Raw genomic sequence first — 20,063 nt, 5'->3', positions numbered from 1 at the left:
CGTACCCGGCGATCCCTACCAACGTGGCGGCTGATACGGTCATGGCTGCTATTTGATAGCGATTCATGAGAAAAGCTCCCTGAGTCCTCACAGTGATCGGACGAACCCGATTACGCCGAGAACACCTCCGATAAGAGCGCAAGCGACTAAGACTCTCTCTTTCCAATAATGGAAACGCTCTTTTTTGTAGTTATCAATGGCGGCTTGCTGAACTTTTTCCAACCTTTGCTCATCCATAAAAGCCTCTAGCCTGTCTAATCTTTCTTTGGTATCATCTTCCATATAGATGCCACCCATCTATGTCGTGTATTTAGTGCCCGGCCGGAGTTCCAGCTCCCGCCGGGTTTGCTTTTATTCTTCTTCCTTCCCCTTGGATCTAAACCGATCCTTCAGCGCCTGGATGCCCGCTATCGCTTTCGGGATCGCCCCGAGGATGAGAAGCGCTGTATAGATCAGAGTCAGCAGCTGAACCAGCTCGCCAAGCGTCAGTCCTGCAAAATCCATTCCAGCAACTCCCATCGGTAAAGCCCCCTTAGCTAGATTCGGGGAATTAAAAAAGCCGCCTATTCGGGCGGCCGTCTTGTCTAAAAATCTTGACTGAGTCGTGCACATGGTCAGCCCTCCGCCGGCGCATACGATTCGAGCGTCAGGCCAAACAGCAGCCAGAACACAGACTGGAAGATTGCGAACTTGTACGCGAACTCATTCTTACAGGTGAGCGTGCGCGCCAGCCCTTCGATCTGCGGGCATGCGCCGCGGCACATGGACAGCACAAGGCATCTGCGGCACTCCGGCCTCTCGCTCCATGGTTTAAAACAGCGAGAGATATCCACGCCCTCCAGGTCCTCTATCCTCCCGACAAACTTGTCCGGTGTGCAATGATCGTGGCAAGAAAGTACATCCCCGTTGAGATTAACTGCAGCATTATCAGGAGAATGCATGCAGCACTTAACTGCTCTCGGGTTCAGTCTCTTTCGATTCACTAGCATCTGGATAAGGCTGCGGCACTGCTGCTCCAGCGCCGGAAATTTAGCCCACGGTCCGGATGTCATTGCTGTAAAAATGTTTTTTTGGAGCGTGAGCAACTGCTTGTCTGAGAACATCAATTCTTTATCTGTCACTCCTACATGGGTCATGATGCCTTCGAAGTTGATAGGCACAGCCCCGAGTCGGGAATGAATGTGTTCAATGATCTGCTCTATATCTGTATTTGCCGGGGATAGAACGCAATTGATGTTGCAGCGAAGTTTTGAGAACGCAAGCCTCCACAGATCAACCATTTTTGGATCGTCCAGGGGATCCGCACCGCGGAGCTGATAGCCCTGTCCATCATGGCTAAATGTAAGATCAATACGATATTTCTCGCAGAATGAAATCTTGTCTTCAGTTAGAAGCGTCCCATTTGTGATCATGGCAAACCGGACGTTGGGATACATTTCGCGCAACTGAGGGACAAGATTTTTAATAGTCTTCCAATAAACAAAAGGCTCTCCACCCCAGAGTTCGATGACGCCAGTCACATTGACGTTGCCGGCCTTGAGTTTTGCGATGAACGCGGGTACGTCCTTGGGCCCCCAGCACACCTTCTCTAAAGCTCGATCCGACTGCGCGCAATAACGGCAATGCATGTTGCAGCGGAGACCTAACTGTATTCTCAGATCGTAGAGATCCTTGCTCTTGCTGTCGGAGAAAACCTGTCCTCTATGAGTCTGGCCGCTCATATACTGTGATAAGCGCCCATCTTTCGACAGATCAAGAAGTTCGCCCTCTCGCCACAGCTCGTTCGTCACGTTGTCGTATTCCCACCCGTGGCGCGATCCATCTCGCTCCCTAACATTAAGACGCAGTTTCATTCAAAGATCTCCCTAGCCGAACGTACCCCCGGTAGAATCGGCACTCTGCTTTTCGATTTGAAGTAAGAAAACATCCGCCTCCGCAATGGTCCCAAGCAACACATTCGCGGCATCCAGTTCTGACGTTTTCAGCTCCGGACATTAGACGATGAGAACTCAATGTCTCAGGCACCGGATTGTGTTGACATAGGTATTCACGGCCATGTAAATCAACTGTTAGAACCGACTCGTCCCCACAATCAGGCCTCTCTCGCCCGCGCCTGGATGCATGGACAATGATGCTTTTTCGAAGAAACGCAGAAAAACGGTCCTGAGGGTTGGCGACAAGGATTCGAATGTATTCAAGGGCATCATCAACGCTTTTAGCGGTGAGCTTGTCATCCTCAGAGCACTGGCCCACAAGGTGGACTGGCCATAGCTGTACCGGCAGGCTCAGGCCAAGAGATTCATATTTATCTCTCATGGCAGGAATTTCATCTCTCCACCGGCTAGTGACCAGACCCGTTATAAAGCAGTTAGCAAGACGTCTCAGAACTGACCACTGGCTCTCTGATATAGAACCGTCGTGCCAACTCACCGTTGTCAGCCACCCTGGGGTGCTGTTGGCGAACTGCACATAATCTTCGTTTATAAGATCCCCGTTTGTAGCAACACGGTAAATGGATTCTGGATAAACGCCGTCGTCACACAGAACCTGGTAGAGCGCCTTAACAACGCCCCAATAAAGCATGGGTTCTCCACCCCAGAAACTGATGCGCTCAAGCTTTCTGAAGGCGCCACGCTCGTTATAAAAGCGAAGCTTTTCTCTGAGATCCGACCAGTCTGTTTTGCCGCACGACAACCTGTCTGCGGGAGCCGCCTGGCAACAGTAGGAGCAATGCCTATTGCATGCCGCACCCAGTACGATATTCAGGCGCCGGATCATACAACGAGCACCGTCTTTTCAGCCGCACCAGTGAAATACCGCCATCCCACCTTCACCTTGAACGACTCGCCTGCCTTGAGACCCAGAGCCCGGATGCGGAATTTACCCACTCCATTGCTCAGTTCAAGCCTGCGCAGAGGAACGTATCCACCGGTGGAATCAATATAAATTTCAGAATCGTGTTCAATTGCTGTTCCGTCTTCCCATGACATGGAGACAGAGAATTCCGCATCTTTGTCTTCCTCGGTCGATTCAGGACCAGAAAGAGCCAAAACCGGGTTCGGAGACCATCCGTTCCCGTGATTCTGGAGCTGTTCAAGCGTGAATTCTTCAACAGGAAGGTTGCAACGATACCCGTATGTGGGAGAGTAGTTGAACTGAATGCTGTTGTAGTCGCTCGTCACCGACTCAGAGGCAAACGGCATAATGAGCTGTACCGCAAGCTGCATGCGTTCAAGCTGCAAAGTGCGCATCGTCCCTGCTTTCGTGAAGTAGCTCATCGGGTTACGAGTGGTCGGGGCAGAAAGCCATCCATTTTTTACAAACCACGCCATGGAGCGACGATCCGTGATTTCCCCGCTCCCATAACACTCTACAGAAGCATTTTTTGCGGCAACAGGGCTGGAAAAATACGTAGTTTTTCCAATGCAGATGAATTTACCTGCCAGACCTTCCTTGAGGTCTGCTCCCGCCACAACGATTCCGTTATTGAGCATGAAGGGGGATGTGTTGTGCTGATTCAAAAAGGTTCCGCACTGGTCAGAAGAGATCGCGTCCTGGTCCCCGCTATACGGCGAAAATAGCGCAACACTCATGGCCTCGTCAGTAACGAAAATATTGACAAAATGATTGTGGTCTTCAAGGGCGCACGCTGCTATTTTTTTCATAAATCCCCCCTAGTTGTCGCAGCAGTCACTGCTGCCACTACAATTGCTACAGTTTGTGCATTGCCCTGAACATTGCGAACACTGCACCTGATTGCATTGAACCTGACCGCATTGAACCTGGCTGCAGTGAACGTTGTTGCAGCGCCCGCAGTTAGAGCAGTACGTGCAATGGCTGCAATAGGAGCAGTGCGCGGTCTTGTATTTGTTGTCGTTAGTGAGCTGTGAGACTTTTGTTAGATCAGACTTTTTCCAGTACCCAACATCGTCTGTAAGGCTCGCAAGAGTAAGAGCATTTTTTGTCCAGATTCCGCTGTCCTCTGTCAGCTGAGATAGTTTTGTAGGCAACTCTGAAAGCCTGGCAAGACTTGTTCCGCCCGCCGTTACTCCGTCATGCACAACAAGGATTTTTTTGTCTGTGTCGACGGTGACTTCGCGGGATTTGCCCGTGTAGACGGATGTGGCTGTGATCGTTCCTCTCTTTAAAAGAATTTTCTTAACCATAACAGCCCCTTATGCGTCACAACAATTGCAGTTGCAATCACAGTTGCAATCACAGTTGCTGCAGTAACTGCAGTCTGTATAAACAGAACACTTAACGGTTGTGCAATTTACGGTTGTGCAGTTCACGGTCGTACATTGAACCGTGTTGCAATTGAGGCAGTTATTGCACTGTGAACAGTACGAGCAGTAAGAGCAATACGAACAGTGCCCGGTTTGAAAGCCGCTGTCGTTCGTGAGCTGAGAGATTTTCGTCAGACCTGACTTTTTCCAATAGCCAACGTCATCGGTCAGCTGAGACAGGGCTGTCAGGGCGCCCTTTGCCCACATTCCAACATCGTCAGTCAGCTGGGACAGCTTTGTCGGCAGGTCGGACTTGAGGGCCAGAGCCGTTCCTCCGGCGGTCGCTCCGTCATGCACCCTGATGCGGTGATTGTCCGTATCGATGGTGATTTCACCAGGCTCTCCGGTGTAGGCATCATTCTTGGCCGCAGTTCCGCCCTTCCACAAGATTTCCTTTAAAGACATCTAAAACCTCATGTGCAGTTTGTGCAGTACGAACAGTAGGTGCAGTAGGTGCAGTGACCGGCAACGAACCCCGTGTCATTCTCCAATTGAGAGAGCTTCGTGAGCTTCGCCTTCTTCCAGTACCCCACGTCATCCGTCAGTTGTGATAGCTTGCTGAGAATGGCCTTTGTCTCGAAGGCATCGTTCTCAAGCTCGCTTGTCTTTGTTGGAATCTCGGACGCTTTCGCTACGGGATGGCCGCCGGCCGTTGTGCCGTCATGAACCCGAAGGCGCTTCTCGTCCGTGTCGACCGTAAGCTCCCGATTTTTTCCTGTGAAAGCGTCATTCTGATCCGTCGTCCCTCCGCGAAGCTGCAGATACTTGGATTTCATGACAGCCCTCCAAGATCAATTGTTTCCATTTCTGTTTCAATCGTATGGAGGCTGGCCGTTTCCTGAGCTTTGACAGCAGAAACAGCTGCGGACTGAGCGGATGCAACAGCGGTTTGCGCGGTGCTCTGAGCATCGCTCACAGCTTTAACAGAAGTGGTCTGCTGCGCCTGTACTGCCGCTGTTGCAGCCGCTTGAAGATCTGTTATCGCCTGTTTTCCATCCGAAACCGTGGTTGCAGCAGAGGACGCGCTGGCCGCAGCATTCTCAGCGTATGTTTTGGCATTAGATTCAGAGGTTGTGATCTGATCGAGGATGTCCTGCGCCTGCTGCTTCACGTAAGCGGCCTCGGTTCCTCCCTCTGTATCCAGCTTTGCAATCAGCTCTGTGAGCTTGGTCTGCAGGGCGGTTTTACCTGCCTCGATATCCGAAGAAACGGTTGATCCTGCGTCCTGAACAGCCTTAACCTGCTTGTCGCCCTCGGCGTCAATTTCCTTAATCTTTGAAGCAGTTTCGGTGACAACGCCGTTAGCGGCCGTTTCAGCCCGGGTCGCGGCCGCTTCAGCCGCTGTTTTGTAAGCCTCGGCCCCTGCGGCCCGCGTCTTGAAGTCAGCAAAGACATCCGCCAGCTGATGCAGGTTTGTAAGCGACGGCTCCAGCCCGGCCTGCTCGATCACCGCCATGAATTCCTCGGTGATCATGTGATACCAGTAGGCCCCGATCACTGTCGGCATTTGCTTTTTCGCTCTGTTTCCATCCTGCGGATATTGAGTTGTGATCGGATTCTTGGGCGGAGAAGGCGGCGTGTCAGACGCGTCTGAGTAATAAAGTCTCTTCATCTTTACCTCTAAAAGAAAATGCTTTTCATCTTCTCGGCAATAAGCAGGATCCCGTAAGCGAGAACAAAGATCGTCACTCCCCAACGCAACACTCGCAGATAAGCAGGAAGTTCCTTGTCTGGCTTCATCATGGCCTCTCTCAGCGGCAGAAGTGCCGCCAGCACGGGTATAATTTCATTCATCGGGAACCGTTTCTTCTCGATAACAAAAACCCCGCTCAGATGGCCGTCTGGGCGGGGCTTGTCTTTCTACTAAAAGCTTAAATATGAATGCACGGGAGCAAAACAAGAGCCGGAGGCTGCACTGTGCCTGACCGTCCATAAATCCCGTTGGAGCGAGAGGCGTCGAAGTGATACCGCCCCTCATCACCGCCGGATCCGCCCTTCAGACCACGGCTTGTGACATCTGACGCGTAGAAAGAACCGTCTGCCGAGGCGTTCCCACGAGTCCAGTTCAGGAAGGTGCCGGTAATGTTCGGAAGGCCGGCGCTTCTCTGCTCGCCAACGTTGCTCTGCCCGCCCCACACCGTCTTGTCGATCAGATACGGCAAATTGAATGTCGTGCTCCCGTTGCCCGAGCCATATTTGGTCCCAATCGCGGAGAACAGGCCCGCATAGGCCGAGCGGCTCACCGCCTGGCCGTTGCAAATCAGCCAGTTCGCGTTCGGAGAAGAAGAAGTCGGAAAGAACATAATGGCTCCTGCCGGTACGATTTCCACCTGAGCCACCTTGGCCTGAATCTGGGCCACTGCGTCTGACAGAGCCTGATTCACGGTCTTGATCTGGGCCTTGATGGCCGCGTCGAGCTGGGCATTGTCATGCCTGTCGGGGGTAACGCCACCGCCTTTGATCGCGTTGATCAGCTCCATCATGACCGCGTTGTACCAGATGGCCCCGGGAACGGTTGACGCTATGCCGCCGCCGGACGAACCGTCTGTCGGATACCCTGGGTCGACGTCATCGGGAATGTTGGGCTCGTTCTGCACGGCGCCGGAAAGAAAGATCCTGTCCATTACGCGTTGTCTCCTTCAAAGCTGTAGTAGCCGAAATACAAGTCGGTATGAGCTGGCTTGTACCGCTTGATCAGGCACTCAATAAGTCGGTCGCCCCACCAGGCGAGCGCCTCGTTCACCGGCCCCAGCATGTTGTGGTACCCCATAACCGACCCGGCCCCTGTCATTACGTCGACCCGCCAGATGTGCCGCCAGTTCTCCCCGCAGACAGCGTCCATTGAGGTTGACTGCACGGAGTGCTGGCGGAACTCATCGATGACGATTCGGTATCCGAACATCTCTGCAAGCTCGACAAAGTAGGACCGATCCTGCCTGCCGATGTTCTTGATCTTGTACATGAGCAGTGTGCGCAGCGTCGTCTGATTGGCACTGGACCAGGCTCGAATGCAGTCGTCAGGCAATCCCCAGTCGTCCAGCCAGTTCTCAAACGTCTCCACCGCGAAGCGAGGGTCGGCTTCTCGCATCAGCGTCCGCACTCGGGAATCAACGCGGCTGAACTCCTCGGCCCAAACCTCGATCATCATGCCCATGAGGGATGTGGCGTCGCCCCTCGGCCAGGCTGGACCAGGAGGAAGCAACTGCTTCAGCATCCGGGAGTACTCTTCCTGCGTCGTCAGTTCCATGTGATCGTCCCCAGGGTGAGCAGCTCATTAGTCCCCGCCGTCGGATTGGAAGTCGGGGAAACAAGAGTGTGGTCGACTTCGCCCGCGGCTGCGGAGATGGCCGCTCTTATGTGCGACAGATAAATGCTTCTCGAGGGCTCGCTTTCCTTCATGAAGAGGTCCTTAAGCTCGGCCTCGACCGCCGCCCTGACGTCAGACGTGTCCGGCGTGAGCGTGCTGATTTCGATGTCGACCGCCTTAAGCGTCGGGCCCATGACTGTCACATCGGCGGTCACCGGGCGCTTCTCGTCGATGTAGGCCTGGACCTGCTTCACCATTTCGGTGGTCGGTGAAATGTCAGCCAGATCGTCGCAGACAAACCTCACGACAACGGTCCCGTCCCCGTTTTCAAGCGGATAGCACCAGGCTCGAGTCACCCCCGGGACGGCCAGCGCCCACTGGACATAGTCGGATGAGGTTCCGCCGTGCGGCGTTTCTCTCTGCCTTGCGAGCACGCGGGCCCGCAGGCTTTCGTCGTCCTCTGCATCAGCTCCGCCCGCTATTCCCTGAGACTCAGCCTCGGACATCACGCCTTCGATCGGAGAGATCAGCGTGAGAGTGTCGCCCGATTCGATGTTCCCCGCCTCGCCGGCCACCAGAGCTTCAACAGACGCAACGCCGCTCGAATCCGGAGCGACAGTCACCTGGAACTGCTGCTCGTCTCCGCCCTGCAGAATGGTCCCTACAGGCACGTTCACAACGCCGTCCTGAAAGCTGAATTTCACTGTTCCAGAGGCTTTCGAAGCGGCCTTCCTTGTGATCCCGAAGATTGAAGCATGGCGGTCGAGATGCTCGGAGTCTGCCGTGTCGACGAAAATCTGCTTGGAGACGTACTCAATGAAGCCGTGCAGCTCATGGCTCGCCCCTGCCAGCACCCGGCTGTAAACAGTCGCATTGCTTCTGCGCACCTGCGGAACGCTCAGGCGCGACTGGATTCCCGAGCTGATGCGGGAAATCAGCTCCCGCAGTGTTGGTCTAACAAATGCCATCATTCGCTCCAAATGTCTTGAAACCTCATGCCGATAAGGTCTGCATCGCTCGGCCTCTGAATCGTGACCGTGAGATTCAGCTGGTCGGCACCTCCCCGTTCTGCGGAAACGTCTACGCTTTTGGCAATGCCGTCATCGATCATCCACTGCAGCGCCGCCGCGGCGTATTCCTGCGCTTTAAGCAGCGTCTCCTGAGTCACCTTCGAGCGGGCCAGCAGCCAAAGCTTCGACCCGAACTGATCGCCGGTGTCATCCGCGTAGGTATCACCCCACCAGCCCTGCTTCGAGTCCCCAGGGAGCTCGTCTGAATCCGAAGCCCGCGCCCATGAAAAAAGGCTGTTGTACACAGCCCGTCTTAACTCATCGTCACAAAAATCGGACAAAGTCGACTCAACGCCGTTGAGCATCAGAATCATTTGATCAAGCTCCACGAAAAAGCCCAGCCAGATGCCCGTCTGACTGGGTTTTACTTTTCCTCGGCGGTAAAGAGCGCAGATTTACCGCATGAAATAAGAAACGCAAAAAATCACGCCTACAAGCAGAACAACAAAGATGAATACCGTCACGCCACCAGCCACAAAGCCTTTGGCAAAAATCTTCATAAAAAGTCTTTGCGCTTCATCTTCTGCCAGTTTGTCGTAATCAATCATCTTCACCTCACATCTTTTGATCCGGGCTAACGCCGCCGTTATGCGTATGTCCGTTGTAGGTGTCCCTGATACTCTGCATCCGGCCCTTCGAGTCGTAAATCTGGGCCTTGCCCTGAATGTCCCCATTCACGATCAGCTTTCCCGTGATGGTGGTCTCGGGCGCGTCAATCGTCACAGATCCAGAGCTCTTTACTGTCACTGGCGAATCCTTGCCTTCGACCACGATCCCGGATCGAGAGAAGTAGACCTTTCGCCCCAGATCGTCAAAAACGCAGACCTCGCCATCCTTGAGTCCCGTTGGGCGGTAGCGCCGGTCGGTGATGCAGAAAGCGATCGTGTGCTCTCTGTCGCCTGCCAGGGAGGCCGCAAGCACTTCAGCCCCCGTTTTAGCCTCGGATGTGAAGCCGTACGGTTCGAAATGCTCGACATCGTCCCGCAGGTCATCGGCAAAGAGCTGCACCTGCACCGTCCGCATCTTCCGGGCGGCGTTCTTGGCCAGCAGCACTCCTCTCGTGACCAGATCAATCAGACCGTTGCTCATAGTTTGCCGGACCCCGCTTTGGCAAGGAATGTCGTTCCTTTCTTGGCCTGCTTCGTTTTAGTTTTTTTGGTCGTTTTGCCTTTTTCGGCATCTGGTAGATCCGTCACCGCAAACGCCCAATGGGATTTCAGCACCATCGTTGTCGTAGATCCGTCTTGATCAAGCTTATAGCTAATTTTTGAAACAAAGAGCGTTTGGCTAATGTCAAGCATTGGGTCTTTTACTACGACATTCATGTTTTGTTTCCACAAATCCCCGTTGCTTTGCCGCCAACCCTGCACTTGATAGGTTAAAACATCCGCATTTCCTACAGAATTGAACTTTAAATTATCTGCTCTAGTTTTAAGCTCTTTTCTTGTTCTATTTCCTGATTGTTCAGTAACCAAGACCCTATTTCTAGGAAACTCTGCATTTTCCGAAGGCTCAGACAAAGAATTTGCCGGATTTTTGCTTTTACTTTCCGGATCTGTGCCTTGCCCAATAACAACATATGTTTTGAAAACCTTTGATATATCGTGGTCCCTTGACCCACTCAAAATATTTTTACCATATATAAGTTGGTCATGAGCGTCACCATTTTGACCAATATCGCATATAACTAAATCACCAAATTCATCATCATTTATAAGAAGGCTGTCAGCTTTAAGCAGGTTTACGATCCCCTTGCCTATAGTTTCGTGGGTAGAAAAATCAATATTCCGAGCGTTTTTAGCTAAGCCATTATCAATTGTTTCTATTCCGTAATACCCAGCCACCGTTTTTATTACTGAAGAAATCCGCGCATTTTTCCATTGATTTGGTTTTTTTGGCGGAATCATGCATTCTTCCAAATCAACGGTTTTACTTTTAATCGTTATTTGGATCTGTGTGCTGTTTTCAGAATAGCTAACTTTTTTGCTAACGACATATCCTGTCAAAACAGTATCAGAACCTATTTTAACAACAGCATCAGCGCCTTCTTCTATGCCATCGCAAAGACTCGTTCTATTGGAAGTTCGTGCCGCACCAAGTTCGCATACGCGAACTAAAGAATTCACACTGACATCAATTTGAACAGACCGCCAGCCAATATATTTACGACCGTTTATATATAGTGTGACTTCGTTTTCTGGTGCCATAAAAAAAAAAGCACCCCAATTTCTTGAGGTGCTCCTATTTAAACCAATCCCATTAAGGCTTATCTATTTTGATAGTACCGGTTTTGGGATCTACCAAAATACTCTGCTTCGTTACAGGGTTATAGTAATTGGTGTATTTTCCTATTGTTCCGTTTTCTACGAACTTATTGTGTTCATCGCGCCAGCGTTGCTCTTCCTGTATTTCTTTTAATTTCCGCTCATAATCCGCTTTAAGCTCCTGCTCGCGCGTCAATTTATAAGGGGCATACTTTGTTCCTGGAGGATCTGGAACCAAGATAAGTTCCTGATGCTTTACTCCTTCTGCATCAACCCATTCTTTTGCAACACGATGATACGCAAATGCGTTGACGCTTAAGCAAACACCAAGCACAGCAGCAACAACAGCAAGGATCTTTTTCATGGCGGTCACCGGCTCAGAAGCTTCAACTCCCTGGCGGGGACGAACCCGCCGTGCCGAATGCCGTTGCGGTCGATGATCTCTTTCTCCCGATCGGCATCCTCATAAAAATTATAGGCAACCACCAGGGCCGGCTGTACGTCCGGAGGTGTAACAGATATTAAACGAGCCGAGTCCTGAGCCCGAGTCGTCATGTCATCAGACACCGCCGATCGGGCGTCTTCCAGCGCCAGATAAACATCGTCGCTCTCGGTCTCCAGCATCTCAGCGTCGAGCGCCGCAAGAACCTGGTCGCGCACCGCGATCATGTCCTCGTAGGCTATGCCGCCTTCTGCCGTATCTTCATCACCGCCAACCTTAGCCGACGCCGAAACGGCCTCAGCAAGCAGCGTCTGACGAGCAAGAGACTGGAGGGTTGAAGACTGAGCCGTCGTTCTCGCTTCTTCATCGGAAACCTGCCCCGTCTGGTAATCGTTGTTCATGCCGTCCGATCTCACCAGGCGGCTCAAAAGCCTCGTCACACGCCTCCAGTTGTTGACGCTGTAAGCCAGCCTCGAATACCCGAAGGAGTCGACGACGGTCTTCGCAAACACCTCGACATCGCTGCTCACAAGGGAAATTGCCTTGGCCGACAGCTCAGACATCTCGTCGGACACGGAAAACAGCCGGCAGAGCTCCTTGTAGTCGCTGAGCTCGAAGAACTTCGAAAGATTTCCCGTAACCGCCGCCTTCACGAAGTCCTGGGCGCCGGAAAGATCAAACTTGTCGAGAAATGCGTCCAGTGCGCTCTGCTTCAGGGTTTCTGAGGCCGAGGCGCTTACCGCCGCCGTATCATTCGAGGAAGTCGGGAAAACATAGTCCCCGGATTCGACGAAAACGAGATCGGCGGACGAAAACCCGAGCTTGGTCGTCGAATAAGTGACCTTGGTCGTTGCTTTGGGCGTCACCGTCATGCTGCCAAGCATTGGGTGGACGAGGACGCCGGAGCCCTCCTGCTCCATCGCCTCAAGCAGGCGGTTCATGCCAGTGATGTACTCGGGGCCCGCGAAAACCGCTGTCAGAGTGATTTCGCGAGCGCTTTTGCCCAAGTCTTCGACAAAGGGCTTGTCGCGCTGCGGGTATTCAAACACATGCGTCCGGCGGCCAATCGTGAGCGTGCTCGCCGTTGCGTTGAACGGCACGCCCCGGAAAGACGCCGGCCACAGCTTTTCTTCAAAAGTAGCCATCAATCAGTCCCCGGAATCGCGTCATAGCTGTAATCGGTCGTAAGCGACATCGGACCGCGCGACGCAACGCCCTCTGTCCTAACCGTTGTTCCCTTATCCGTCTGGATGCGAAGGCGCACTTCACTTTGGGCGGTCACTCTGCCGTTGCCTGCCACCACGCCTTCGTCCACGCCCCTGAAACCCGCAGGAAGCCTGCCGTAGCTGTCGGAGAGCCTGTTCCCACGGCTCGACAACTCTTCAGTTTCACCAAAAAGCTTCTTCAGGAAACCGCCGACAGCGGACAGTTTGTCGAGGAAGCTGTCCAGCACCGGCATCCAGGTGTCTTTGAACTTGATGGCCAGCGCAATGCCGGCGGCCAGCGCCGTAAGGACAAGTCCCACAGGATTCGTCATGGCCGCGACTCCAAGGAGCCTCAGCGCACCGATCACTGTGGCGATCGATTTCACAAACGCCCCGACCTTGATCACAAGGTCCATGCCGATCAGCACGCCAAAAGCCTTCAGAATCGTCGATACGCCGCCAACGGATCGAATGAAGTCCGTGAAAGCACGGATCGAATCAAACGCGCCCTGGATCATTGACTGCCAGTTGACGTCTTTCAGCTCTTTTGTCAGCTCTTCCACAAAATACTGGACATTGGTCGCAATCAGGTCCCGGCACTTGACGATCGTCTGCTCCATAGGCTCGATCAGGCCCTGAAGAACCGGCTGGAGCCTGGATCCGATCGCGGTAGAGAGCGTTTTTGTGACCGACTGGAGCTCGGAGAGCTGATCGCCGAACTCGTTGGCCGCCTTGACGTCCGCGGCCGACATGACAAGGCCCAGCTCTTCGGCTCGCTTTCCGAAAGCCTGGAGCCCCTCGGCCCCATCCTTGAGAAGCGGGATCAGCCTCGCTGCCACCTTGTCGCCAAAGGCCGCTGTCAGAATCTGCATCCGCGCCGCAGTCGATTCGTTGTTCTTCACCGCCTGGGCGAGGTTATTCATCACATCGGCCGCGCTGCGGATATGCCCGTTGCTGTCCTTAAGCGCAATGCCAAGGTGCTTAAACATGGCCACAAGGTCGGCGTTCTGACCCGCGGCCGCCTTGCTCATGTTGGACGTGAGCTTGGTGAGCGCTCCGTCGAGCTCATCGGCTGTCATGCCAGAGAGCTGAGCCCCGTAGCGAAGCTTCTGCAGAGCCTCAACCGATACTCCAGCCCGGATCGAAGCCTTGTCAATCGCATCGGCCAGCTCGAGGTACGAAGAAACCGCGCCTTTAATGGAAAAACCGCCGGCGCCGGCAAGGATGGCGAAGGGCTTGGCGATCACCCCGGCCAGATCCATCGAAGCCTGATTGAGCTCGCGAATCGACCTTCCAAACGCGTTCATGCGTCTGCGGACATCCTTCAGCGGAGCTGACAAATTGTCCCTCAGCTGAAGAACGGTCTGCAGTAAATATTCCTGCCCTGCCATCACTCACACTCCTCGGCATGAACCTTATTCGTCATTTCCGCGTACTGGCAGATGCGCTCAAGAGTCATGCCGCCGAATTCCTCCGGCGACATGCTCCAGAACCTCGCCATTCGAAAGATCGATTCCTCGACGCCGTCAATCGCTTTCAGCCACCGGCGGCACTCCAAAAAGAGGAGCTATCGCCTTCGCGATGGCCATGCTGTCTTCAACCGTCACCTGCCCGAAAGCCTTCGAATCTATGGTTGTGCAAAGACGCTGCGCGTATTGCATGACATGATCAAAGGCCTCAGCGTTGGTCTTCTCATCGCCCATCATCTTGAGCGCCCGGACGTCCGCAAGGATCGGCACGCGAAAAGAGAGCTTTTCGTATGTCGTGCCCTGGTAGTTAACCGGTGTCTTCAGACTTACCTCAACCGGACTCATGACCAGTCACCTCTTACGCCGTTGAAAACAAGCTGAACCGTTCCGTCCTCCGGGGCGAAATTCGCATTGTCGCCCGCGAGGAAAGCGTCAGAGAGCGTGTAGCGCATGCCGTTCGCAAGCTCCGCCACGATCGTCATGTCAGTCGCGGTTCTCAGCTTCTCAAGCGGGAAATCCGAATCAACGTAGAAGTTGCCTGAAATGGACGGCACGACCGGCGTTTCGGAATATCCGATCACCCGGCCCGAGGCCGTCACGGCCTGACGCGTGTACTTGTTGACCGGGATCTGGAGGGATCCGCTCAGGTTGAGCTCCTCGCCGTCCACCGTGATATAGCAGGTTCCTGAAATTCTCTGGTTTGCCATTTAACACTCCTTAATTCAGACGGAACTGGGCGAGAACCGCGAAGATCCTCAGCTGGTTCACAAGGTCAGGCGGCAGAAGCACATCGACCCGGTTCGGATCATCCGCGTTCCTCTCCACGATGAGGTTCTCCTTGAAGGCGTCCAGGTTCTCGACAAGAGCCTTCTCCTCGAGCTTCTGATACTCGGCGATGAGCTCGGCGCGGATGATCGAGGGCGTAACGACAGCCTGTCCGGAGCCAAAGTGCGTGCCATCGGAGGCAAGCTTGTGCCTCGGGTATTTGCTCGTGATGACGGTCTTCAGATCCCTCAGAATGTACGCGAGGGTAAAGAGCGTGCAGTCATCCAGGTACGAGTTGTCGGCCGACCCGAAGGCGTTCGTCTGATAGGTCGTGATCGCCCTCTCAATCCTCATGTAGCCGCCCTGGGTGTACTCGGTCGCAATGCCCGAGGTGAGGAGGCTCTGGCGCTCCGAGAGGTTGAACCTCGAGCCGGCCTGCGCCGCCGCCACGCCAATCAGCTCCAGAGTCTGAAGCGGACGGGCGGGATCGTTGTTGAGAGCGCTCGCGGCCCGGGCGGCATATGCGCCGAGGACTTCAGAGCAGGAGGAGGCCACCGCGGACTCGATGCCAAGGACGGTTTCGTGCTGGTTGTTGCGGCTCTTTCCAAAGGAAACAAGATCAGAAACAGAGCCGCGCTTGACCGTGAAAACGTGCCCGTAAAGCTGGCGCATCGGAGACCATCTGCCGGATTTGTCGTTCAGCTCTTCCGCCAATGTGGTCAGGCTCGCCGCATCCGCAAACGGGCAGGCAATCACGTCATACTGCTCTTCGCCCATCGCAGCTACCACTCCGGCCAGATCAGGCGTTCCAGTCCCGCCCGAGAACGCAGTCAGCACAACATTCACGCCCTCGGGAAGCTCCTCGCCGGCAGAATAGCCCTGCAGGTTCACGCCAAGCTGGATGTCGTTTCCGACAAGGCCCGCGTTCTTCGCGTTGAAGGTCACCACCCCGGCGGCCGCGGCGGCTGTAACCGGAAGGTCGACATTGGCGGTCACAGCAGAAGCGATGGCCGAAGCAATGGCGGTCGCCGTATCATCAGTCGCAACAGCGACAGCTACCCGCACCGACCCAATGTAAAGATTGATCGTGCCCGCCTCAGCCGGAGTACCGGAAATGGTTGCCGTAGCGGAAGCCTTGGTCCCGGTCGGATCAGCAACAGGAATGCACCAGACCTCGCCGAAAGTATCATTCTTGCGATACATCGTGTTCATCAGCGCGAGCTGGGAGCCGTGGCCGAACAGTTCTTCGCCCTGGGCGGAGGAAGAAACAAGCTGCGGCTTAAGGGCCGTGGCCTTGCCCTTTGTCATCTGGCCGATCAGCAGCGTTTTCAGAACGCTCGTCGCCGTATTAGCCTGAGAGTTGTCGAGCTCCGCATAAAAAAGCGGAACGCGAATCCCGGACGGGATGTTGGAGAAGGAAACTGCCATAGTTGCCTCTTATTTAGTTAAAAGTTCAGCGGTGACGAGTTTGTCATCCTCGTCCGTAGTGGAAAAATCTTTAGCTTTGAGCCTTACAGACTGCAGAACCGGCAGGGCGTCAATGATTCGCTGCTGCGCCGTAATACTTCCCATCAAAAGCTCGCCGTAGGCAAAGTCGAGCGTCTCGACGAGCCTCGCGCGGTTGCAAGCCGACGTATTTACGCTCTGGCTCTCGAAATAAATGATCCGGTTTGTCTGCTCCGGATAGCCAAGCGGAAGCCCCAGCACGGCCTTGAAAACCTCTTCCTTCAGATCTTCGAGGTAGTCGTGCCCGGTTTTCCCCAGGGCGTCGTCGCTCGTGAGCGAAACGCATATGTTGATCGAAAAGTGGTTTTCAATCGGCTGACGGTACTTGGTCGATGTGGTCGCCGTTTCCGCGGTCACGCCGGACGGGAGAACGAACGCACAGGGCATCGCCGGACTCACGCTGTCGTCGATGTTGAACCACGCGTAGGCCCCGAAAACCCGGCGTTCAAAGGACGGGCAGTTCTCGCGAAGGCATTCGATAATCGGTGCAAGCTTCATTTAAATGTGATCTCCTTCGCGGCCAGCGCCTTGTCCATCAGGTGCGCGAGATTCGATTCGATGCGGTCTTCGCCCACCATCTTTGTCGCGTCCACCATGAAGTTCTTGCGGGGCTGGGCCACCTTCTTCCCGGCAGTCTTCTTCCTTCTCCGGTTGTCAGCCGCGGTCCGCGTTCTGGGACCCCTGTGGCCGTAATAGACATATGCCGGGTAGAAATCCTTCCCCATCTGGTCCGTCTTCCAGGGCTTGATCACCACCGAAAAACCGGACCTCGAGGGCTTGGGCTTGATGGACTTCTGCAGCACGCCGGTGTCCCGTCCCGGGTATTCGTCCGGCTTTGAAACGCCCTTTTGGCGAACAAGGTTCTTTGCGACTCGCGCGATCTCGCGTCCCTCTTTCCGAAGTCCGCTTTTTAGTGTCTTCACATCGAAGTCGGCGTACTTAAAGCACTTCGGGAAGCGAACCTCGACATCAAGAAGCGCCATACTGGGCCTCGCATTCCAAAGCCGTGAAGCGGTGGGCATCGTTCATGTCCGTCAGGCGCTTCACGAGATACCAGACGCCCTCGTAGAGGACCTTTGTCGCATGAGTCAGGTCCTGAGGCCGCGTTCCATCCATGTAGCGGACGATGAAGCGGTGAGTCACGTCATATCCCGCCTGCACCGATCCCCAGTAGTTCACCCCGCCGATCACCTCCACCTTCGCCCAGGCGTGCAGCTTCAGCGTCAGGTTATTCGTACTGTCGGAGGCATCCTTCGGGCTCGTGTCCAGGCTGTAAATGTCGATGGGACGCTTCAATTCGCCTACTTTTGGAAGCTGCATACGGCCTCCTAAAAGATCCGATAGCCGTCGAGCAGGTGGTCATAGAACCGCCTGCCAGTCGCAATAGGGCTCTCTGATGCCCCGCGGTGCTCGTAAAGATCTGTCACAGTTAGAAGCACCCATGTCCTGACAGCCTCCGGAACATCGTCAACAGAGTCACAAAGCGCGTTCTCATCTGATCGCTTCACAATTTCACGACCGCAGATCTGCTCACACTGAGCGGTCGCTGCCATGATGTAGGTGACTATGAGCTCATCCTCATCGGCGTAATCAACGCGAAGCTGCTTCTTTGCGGCATCAAGCGTCACGGCGCCGAAATAGTCACTCATTTTTTTCTTCCTTAGCCCTGCGGGACCGAACGGGCTTCACAGCGACAGGCTTTGCGGCCTGGGCAAGCCCAGACTCAATCAGCACAAGGGCGTACGGGTCGTAAACCTCTTCGACATCGCCCGCTTTCCGGCGGCCGATCATCGAAAGGCAGTCCTTGAGAAATTCAATGCGCATATAAGAAAAGCGGGAGAGTTTCCCCTCCCGCCTCTGTCAAGCGTTTACGGACTTATCAGGCCGTGGGAACGCTGAGCGCGCCGCCGATAACGGCAGTGGAGTGCTCAACCGCCAGCGCAAGACGACGCTCCGCACGGATCGTGTAGAGGTTCTTGATGAAGTCGTCTTCGTTCTGCGCGGCAATATCAACCACGGTCTGCATGCGGTCGTACACCGTAGCGGCGCGGGCGAAATCGCCGGCGAGGAACTTACCCTGAGCCATCGCGGCGGACTCTACAACGCGCACGCCCCAGATCGTGGAGGCGGAGAAGCTGTTGGCCGGAGATCCGAGCAGATAAGAACCGTCAGAGGCCTTGAGGCCCTGCAGCACAGCCCAGTCCATCGGGTTCAGCACAACGGCGCTGGTGCGGTAACCCGCGGCGTTGACGGTCGCGAAGGATATGCGCAGCAGATCAAGCATCGTCGCTCCGGATCCTCCCAGCTGAGCGAGTTTGAACGCCTGGGCGGTGTAGTTTCCTGTCGCCATAATGCCGGACAGATTGGGAGAAGTTCCATTGCCTGAAAGCAGCTGATCCTCGGCCGCGAGATTCACGCCGTAGATCATGCGGGCGTTAATGAAAGCCTGAAGAGCCGGGGCGTCGTCAGCGAGCTGGCGGGTGATCTTCGTCCAGTGGGCGATCACCTGCACCGGAGTCTGCATGAGTTCGAACTCGAACGCGGACGAGGGCTTCTTTGCGGCTTCAGCAACGGTCGCGGCGCCGTTCGTGAAGGTCTTTTCACGGAGGTACTCGATCGACTGAGCAGAGGTCGGAAGCTTCGGGAAGAGGGCTTCAATCGAAAGCTCGCGGGTTTCGAGCGGAACGATGCCCGGGACGCGGTACGGCGTCAGGTGAGCCTGCGCGGACGTGACGGGGTTTTCTGCCGCCTTGTTCGCGACAACAGCGGACGCAGAGCGAACGCCGGTCACGCCCTTGAAGCGCTTGTAGGACTCGGAGTTCACAAACTGCGCACCGATAGACTTGTCGGCGACTTCAGAGCCATCGGCCTTCTGAGCCTTCTGCTGAATGTCGAGCAGCTGGCGGGAAAAGAGCACCTGCTTTTCACCCAGTTCGTCAATTTTCTTCTGAACGTCCGCTTGGGCGGCTTCGCCCTTCTTGACGGATTCCTGCATGGTCGCGATGGAGGCGTCAATCTTGTTCAGAGCCTCGAGAGCGATTTTGATATCTTCTGCCATTTGTATTTCCTTTAGTGGTTAAAACCTTTCGGCGATGGCCTTAATTCTTGCCAACACCTGTTTTTCAGCCTCAGACTCAGAATCCCTCTGAACCTTTTCGCTGATGATCAGCTCCTTGGCCTTAGCAATAAAGGCCTGAGCCTGAGCTTTCGACAGGCCGGCATCCCGCAGGCTCTCTTCCAGCTCTCGAATTGAAACTGCTTTCTGAATGTCTTCAGACTTCACGAGACCGATCCTCGCCCGGTCGTCTGCCGGGAAAGTGCAGACCGAGATTTCGCGGAGACCGGAAACCGATTTGATGTTCCTGCCGCCCGCCTCGTTCCACTCGTAATCCTGCTTTGAAAGCAGGATCCCGACCGACAGACCGTCGATCGTCCCCGCCTTCATCGCCTCATAGACGTCCCGGGCCTTCTGAATAGACAGCGTCAGCTGGCCCTCGACGTACAGCCCCTGGACGTTCTCTTTCATCGCCGTGTACCTGCCAATCGGAAGGTCCATCGTGTTGTGGTTCAGAAAGATGGGCGGCATCCGGCCCAGCACCTTCTGGTACGCCCCCGGGAGAATTGTGTCCCCGTAGCTGTCAATGCCGTTGAACTTCGAGGCGTACCCGCGGAAAATCCCCGCTTCACCTTCTGTTTTCAGCTCCACATCGTTAAGCGAGAGCGTCTTTTCAATAATCTGAGTCATATGC

At 54.6% G+C, this 20,063-nt stretch carries 30 protein-coding genes; 1 reads left to right on the top strand and 29 read right to left on the bottom strand.

Annotation, left to right across the window (positions count from 1 at the left end):
- Positions 1–87: 87 nt before the first annotated feature.
- From MUN46_RS11745 to MUN46_RS11735, 3 genes are all read right to left on the bottom strand, one after another.
- Positions 88–297 carry a hypothetical protein gene (locus MUN46_RS11745; RefSeq protein WP_237980357.1) on the bottom strand — a complete coding sequence of 70 codons (210 nt, stop codon included), beginning with the start codon at positions 295–297 and terminating at the stop codon, positions 88–90.
- Between the two features lie 54 nt (positions 298–351).
- Entirely contained in the window at positions 352–504 is a 153-nt protein-coding gene (locus MUN46_RS11740; protein ID WP_243377343.1) for a hypothetical protein, read from the bottom strand.
- A gap of 110 nt (positions 505–614) precedes the next feature.
- Entirely contained in the window at positions 615–1,853 is a 1,239-nt protein-coding gene (locus tag MUN46_RS11735; protein WP_243377344.1) for a radical SAM/SPASM domain-containing protein, read from the bottom strand.
- Positions 1,854–2,121: 268 nt separating this feature from the next.
- Between MUN46_RS11735 and MUN46_RS11730 the strand changes: the two genes are divergently transcribed.
- Entirely contained in the window at positions 2,122–2,271 is a 150-nt protein-coding gene (locus MUN46_RS11730; protein WP_285230513.1) for a hypothetical protein, read from the top strand.
- 503 nt (positions 2,272–2,774) lie between these two features.
- Here MUN46_RS11730 and MUN46_RS11725 read toward each other — a convergent pair.
- From MUN46_RS11725 to MUN46_RS11610, 26 genes are all read right to left on the bottom strand, one after another.
- Positions 2,775–3,665, bottom strand: a complete 891-nt coding sequence (locus MUN46_RS11725) for a hypothetical protein (protein WP_243377345.1) — start codon at positions 3,663–3,665, stop codon at positions 2,775–2,777.
- 9 nt (positions 3,666–3,674) lie between these two features.
- Entirely contained in the window at positions 3,675–4,166 is a 492-nt protein-coding gene (locus MUN46_RS11835) for a hyaluronate lyase N-terminal domain-containing protein (protein ID WP_422732578.1), read from the bottom strand.
- 9 nt (positions 4,167–4,175) lie between these two features.
- Positions 4,176–4,691: a hyaluronate lyase N-terminal domain-containing protein gene (locus MUN46_RS11830; protein WP_422732577.1), complete on the bottom strand. Its 516-nt coding sequence runs from the start codon at positions 4,689–4,691 to the stop codon at positions 4,176–4,178.
- Positions 4,692–4,699: 8 nt separating this feature from the next.
- Entirely contained in the window at positions 4,700–5,062 is a 363-nt protein-coding gene (locus MUN46_RS11720; protein WP_243377346.1) for a hyaluronate lyase N-terminal domain-containing protein, read from the bottom strand.
- Positions 5,059–5,898, bottom strand: a complete 840-nt coding sequence (locus MUN46_RS11715) for a hypothetical protein (RefSeq protein WP_243377347.1) — start codon at positions 5,896–5,898, stop codon at positions 5,059–5,061. The genes MUN46_RS11720 and MUN46_RS11715 overlap by 4 nt, the downstream gene beginning before the upstream one ends.
- A gap of 8 nt (positions 5,899–5,906) precedes the next feature.
- Positions 5,907–6,080, bottom strand: coding sequence for a hypothetical protein (locus MUN46_RS11710; RefSeq protein ID WP_022443423.1), 174 nt, complete (start codon positions 6,078–6,080; stop codon positions 5,907–5,909).
- A 77-nt stretch (positions 6,081–6,157) separates the two neighbouring features.
- A complete protein-coding gene (locus tag MUN46_RS11705; protein WP_243377348.1) occupies positions 6,158–6,910 on the bottom strand; it encodes a phage tail protein in 753 nt (250 codons plus the stop codon).
- Positions 6,910–7,533 (bottom strand): YmfQ family protein, encoded by a 624-nt coding sequence (locus tag MUN46_RS11700; RefSeq protein WP_285230512.1) that lies wholly within the window; start codon positions 7,531–7,533, stop codon positions 6,910–6,912. The genes MUN46_RS11705 and MUN46_RS11700 overlap by 1 nt, the downstream gene beginning before the upstream one ends.
- Complete coding sequence (locus MUN46_RS11695) at positions 7,524–8,564, bottom strand: baseplate J/gp47 family protein (RefSeq protein WP_243377349.1); 1,041 nt, start codon at positions 8,562–8,564, stop codon at positions 7,524–7,526. Before MUN46_RS11695 ends, MUN46_RS11700 begins: the two co-directional genes overlap by 10 nt.
- Positions 8,561–8,977, bottom strand: coding sequence for a phage GP46 family protein (locus tag MUN46_RS11690; RefSeq protein ID WP_285230511.1), 417 nt, complete (start codon positions 8,975–8,977; stop codon positions 8,561–8,563). Before MUN46_RS11690 ends, MUN46_RS11695 begins: the two co-directional genes overlap by 4 nt.
- Positions 8,978–9,058: 81 nt before the next feature.
- Positions 9,059–9,211, bottom strand: coding sequence for a hypothetical protein (locus tag MUN46_RS11685; protein WP_022443418.1), 153 nt, complete (start codon positions 9,209–9,211; stop codon positions 9,059–9,061).
- 7 nt (positions 9,212–9,218) lie between these two features.
- Positions 9,219–9,752 (bottom strand): phage baseplate assembly protein V, encoded by a 534-nt coding sequence (locus tag MUN46_RS11680; protein WP_243377351.1) that lies wholly within the window; start codon positions 9,750–9,752, stop codon positions 9,219–9,221.
- On the bottom strand, positions 9,749–10,870 hold the full coding sequence (locus tag MUN46_RS11675; protein ID WP_243377352.1) for a phage baseplate assembly protein: 1,122 nt from the start codon (positions 10,868–10,870) through the stop codon (positions 9,749–9,751). Before MUN46_RS11675 ends, MUN46_RS11680 begins: the two co-directional genes overlap by 4 nt.
- A 52-nt stretch (positions 10,871–10,922) precedes the next feature.
- The gene (locus tag MUN46_RS11670; protein WP_243377353.1) at positions 10,923–11,291 is read right to left on the bottom strand and encodes an SANT/Myb-like DNA-binding domain-containing protein; all 369 of its coding nucleotides are present in this window, start codon (positions 11,289–11,291) and stop codon (positions 10,923–10,925) included.
- Between the two features lie 5 nt (positions 11,292–11,296).
- Positions 11,297–12,514: a DNA circularization protein gene (locus MUN46_RS11665; protein ID WP_243377354.1), complete on the bottom strand. Its 1,218-nt coding sequence runs from the start codon at positions 12,512–12,514 to the stop codon at positions 11,297–11,299.
- Entirely contained in the window at positions 12,514–13,965 is a 1,452-nt protein-coding gene (locus MUN46_RS11660) for a phage tail tape measure protein (RefSeq protein WP_243377355.1), read from the bottom strand. The genes MUN46_RS11665 and MUN46_RS11660 overlap by 1 nt, the downstream gene beginning before the upstream one ends.
- A 135-nt stretch (positions 13,966–14,100) precedes the next feature.
- On the bottom strand, positions 14,101–14,388 hold the full coding sequence (locus MUN46_RS11655; protein WP_243377356.1) for a phage tail assembly protein: 288 nt from the start codon (positions 14,386–14,388) through the stop codon (positions 14,101–14,103).
- Positions 14,385–14,750 carry a phage tail tube protein gene (locus tag MUN46_RS11650; RefSeq protein WP_243377357.1) on the bottom strand — a complete coding sequence of 122 codons (366 nt, stop codon included), beginning with the start codon at positions 14,748–14,750 and terminating at the stop codon, positions 14,385–14,387. The genes MUN46_RS11655 and MUN46_RS11650 overlap by 4 nt, the downstream gene beginning before the upstream one ends.
- A 10-nt stretch (positions 14,751–14,760) precedes the next feature.
- Positions 14,761–16,236, bottom strand: coding sequence for a phage tail sheath subtilisin-like domain-containing protein (locus tag MUN46_RS11645; protein WP_243377358.1), 1,476 nt, complete (start codon positions 16,234–16,236; stop codon positions 14,761–14,763).
- Between the two features lie 9 nt (positions 16,237–16,245).
- The gene (locus tag MUN46_RS11640) at positions 16,246–16,812 is read right to left on the bottom strand and encodes a phage tail terminator protein (protein WP_243377359.1); all 567 of its coding nucleotides are present in this window, start codon (positions 16,810–16,812) and stop codon (positions 16,246–16,248) included.
- Entirely contained in the window at positions 16,809–17,297 is a 489-nt protein-coding gene (locus MUN46_RS11635) for a hypothetical protein (protein ID WP_243377360.1), read from the bottom strand. The genes MUN46_RS11640 and MUN46_RS11635 overlap by 4 nt, the downstream gene beginning before the upstream one ends.
- Positions 17,284–17,634 (bottom strand): phage head closure protein, encoded by a 351-nt coding sequence (locus MUN46_RS11630; protein ID WP_243377361.1) that lies wholly within the window; start codon positions 17,632–17,634, stop codon positions 17,284–17,286. The genes MUN46_RS11635 and MUN46_RS11630 overlap by 14 nt, the downstream gene beginning before the upstream one ends.
- A gap of 8 nt (positions 17,635–17,642) precedes the next feature.
- A complete protein-coding gene (locus MUN46_RS11625) occupies positions 17,643–17,963 on the bottom strand; it encodes a head-tail connector protein (protein WP_243377362.1) in 321 nt (106 codons plus the stop codon).
- Entirely contained in the window at positions 17,956–18,138 is a 183-nt protein-coding gene (locus MUN46_RS11620) for a hypothetical protein (RefSeq protein ID WP_285230510.1), read from the bottom strand. Before MUN46_RS11620 ends, MUN46_RS11625 begins: the two co-directional genes overlap by 8 nt.
- 55 nt (positions 18,139–18,193) lie before the next feature.
- Positions 18,194–19,372 carry a phage major capsid protein gene (locus tag MUN46_RS11615; RefSeq protein WP_243377363.1) on the bottom strand — a complete coding sequence of 393 codons (1,179 nt, stop codon included), beginning with the start codon at positions 19,370–19,372 and terminating at the stop codon, positions 18,194–18,196.
- Positions 19,373–19,390: 18 nt separating this feature from the next.
- Positions 19,391–20,059, bottom strand: coding sequence for an HK97 family phage prohead protease (locus MUN46_RS11610; protein ID WP_243377364.1), 669 nt, complete (start codon positions 20,057–20,059; stop codon positions 19,391–19,393).
- Positions 20,060–20,063 lie beyond the last annotated feature (4 nt).

The organism is Mesosutterella faecium (genome assembly GCF_022809315.2).
In the GTDB taxonomy this organism is placed as follows: Bacteria; Pseudomonadota; Gammaproteobacteria; order Burkholderiales; family Burkholderiaceae_F; genus Mesosutterella; species Mesosutterella faecium.
The sequence above is the reverse complement of the archived record's forward strand: the minus strand, read 5'-3'. Positions and strand labels throughout refer to the sequence as shown.

Excerpts from the sequence above, each read along its gene's own strand:
- MUN46_RS11725 (WP_243377345.1), bottom strand. The coding sequence starts at position 3,665 with ATGAAAAAAATAGCAGCGTGCGCCCTTGAAGACCACAATCATTTTGTC.
- MUN46_RS11680 (WP_243377351.1), bottom strand. The coding sequence starts at position 9,752 with ATGAGCAACGGTCTGATTGATCTGGTCACGAGAGGAGTGCTGCTGGCC.
- MUN46_RS11740 (WP_243377343.1), bottom strand. The coding sequence starts at position 504 with ATGGATTTTGCAGGACTGACGCTTGGCGAGCTGGTTCAGCTGCTGACT.
- MUN46_RS11690 (WP_285230511.1), bottom strand. The coding sequence starts at position 8,977 with ATGATTCTGATGCTCAACGGCGTTGAGTCGACTTTGTCCGATTTTTGT.
- MUN46_RS11645 (WP_243377358.1), bottom strand. The coding sequence starts at position 16,236 with ATGGCAGTTTCCTTCTCCAACATCCCGTCCGGGATTCGCGTTCCGCTT.
- MUN46_RS11670 (WP_243377353.1), bottom strand. The coding sequence starts at position 11,291 with ATGAAAAAGATCCTTGCTGTTGTTGCTGCTGTGCTTGGTGTTTGCTTA.
- MUN46_RS11650 (WP_243377357.1), bottom strand. The coding sequence starts at position 14,750 with ATGGCAAACCAGAGAATTTCAGGAACCTGCTATATCACGGTGGACGGC.
- MUN46_RS11745 (WP_237980357.1), bottom strand. The coding sequence starts at position 297 with ATGGGTGGCATCTATATGGAAGATGATACCAAAGAAAGATTAGACAGG.
- MUN46_RS11665 (WP_243377354.1), bottom strand. The coding sequence starts at position 12,514 with ATGGCTACTTTTGAAGAAAAGCTGTGGCCGGCGTCTTTCCGGGGCGTG.
- MUN46_RS11710 (WP_022443423.1), bottom strand. The coding sequence starts at position 6,080 with ATGAATGAAATTATACCCGTGCTGGCGGCACTTCTGCCGCTGAGAGAG.
- MUN46_RS11660 (WP_243377355.1), bottom strand. The coding sequence starts at position 13,965 with ATGGCAGGGCAGGAATATTTACTGCAGACCGTTCTTCAGCTGAGGGAC.
- MUN46_RS11620 (WP_285230510.1), bottom strand. The coding sequence starts at position 18,138 with ATGCGCATTGAATTTCTCAAGGACTGCCTTTCGATGATCGGCCGCCGG.
- MUN46_RS11610 (WP_243377364.1), bottom strand. The coding sequence starts at position 20,059 with ATGACTCAGATTATTGAAAAGACGCTCTCGCTTAACGATGTGGAGCTG.
- MUN46_RS11675 (WP_243377352.1), bottom strand. The coding sequence starts at position 10,870 with ATGGCACCAGAAAACGAAGTCACACTATATATAAACGGTCGTAAATAT.
- MUN46_RS11640 (WP_243377359.1), bottom strand. The coding sequence starts at position 16,812 with ATGAAGCTTGCACCGATTATCGAATGCCTTCGCGAGAACTGCCCGTCC.
- MUN46_RS11830 (WP_422732577.1), bottom strand. The coding sequence starts at position 4,691 with ATGTCTTTAAAGGAAATCTTGTGGAAGGGCGGAACTGCGGCCAAGAAT.
- MUN46_RS11655 (WP_243377356.1), bottom strand. The coding sequence starts at position 14,388 with ATGAGTCCGGTTGAGGTAAGTCTGAAGACACCGGTTAACTACCAGGGC.
- MUN46_RS11735 (WP_243377344.1), bottom strand. The coding sequence starts at position 1,853 with ATGAAACTGCGTCTTAATGTTAGGGAGCGAGATGGATCGCGCCACGGG.
- MUN46_RS11715 (WP_243377347.1), bottom strand. The coding sequence starts at position 5,898 with ATGAAGAGACTTTATTACTCAGACGCGTCTGACACGCCGCCTTCTCCG.
- MUN46_RS11730 (WP_285230513.1), top strand. The coding sequence starts at position 2,122 with ATGGACAATGATGCTTTTTCGAAGAAACGCAGAAAAACGGTCCTGAGG.
- MUN46_RS11615 (WP_243377363.1), bottom strand. The coding sequence starts at position 19,372 with ATGGCAGAAGATATCAAAATCGCTCTCGAGGCTCTGAACAAGATTGAC.
- MUN46_RS11705 (WP_243377348.1), bottom strand. The coding sequence starts at position 6,910 with ATGGACAGGATCTTTCTTTCCGGCGCCGTGCAGAACGAGCCCAACATT.
- MUN46_RS11625 (WP_243377362.1), bottom strand. The coding sequence starts at position 17,963 with ATGAGTGACTATTTCGGCGCCGTGACGCTTGATGCCGCAAAGAAGCAG.
- MUN46_RS11695 (WP_243377349.1), bottom strand. The coding sequence starts at position 8,564 with ATGATGGCATTTGTTAGACCAACACTGCGGGAGCTGATTTCCCGCATC.
- MUN46_RS11635 (WP_243377360.1), bottom strand. The coding sequence starts at position 17,297 with ATGGCGCTTCTTGATGTCGAGGTTCGCTTCCCGAAGTGCTTTAAGTAC.
- MUN46_RS11720 (WP_243377346.1), bottom strand. The coding sequence starts at position 5,062 with ATGAAATCCAAGTATCTGCAGCTTCGCGGAGGGACGACGGATCAGAAT.
- MUN46_RS11685 (WP_022443418.1), bottom strand. The coding sequence starts at position 9,211 with ATGATTGATTACGACAAACTGGCAGAAGATGAAGCGCAAAGACTTTTT.
- MUN46_RS11700 (WP_285230512.1), bottom strand. The coding sequence starts at position 7,533 with ATGGAACTGACGACGCAGGAAGAGTACTCCCGGATGCTGAAGCAGTTG.
- MUN46_RS11630 (WP_243377361.1), bottom strand. The coding sequence starts at position 17,634 with ATGCAGCTTCCAAAAGTAGGCGAATTGAAGCGTCCCATCGACATTTAC.
- MUN46_RS11835 (WP_422732578.1), bottom strand. The coding sequence starts at position 4,166 with ATGGTTAAGAAAATTCTTTTAAAGAGAGGAACGATCACAGCCACATCC.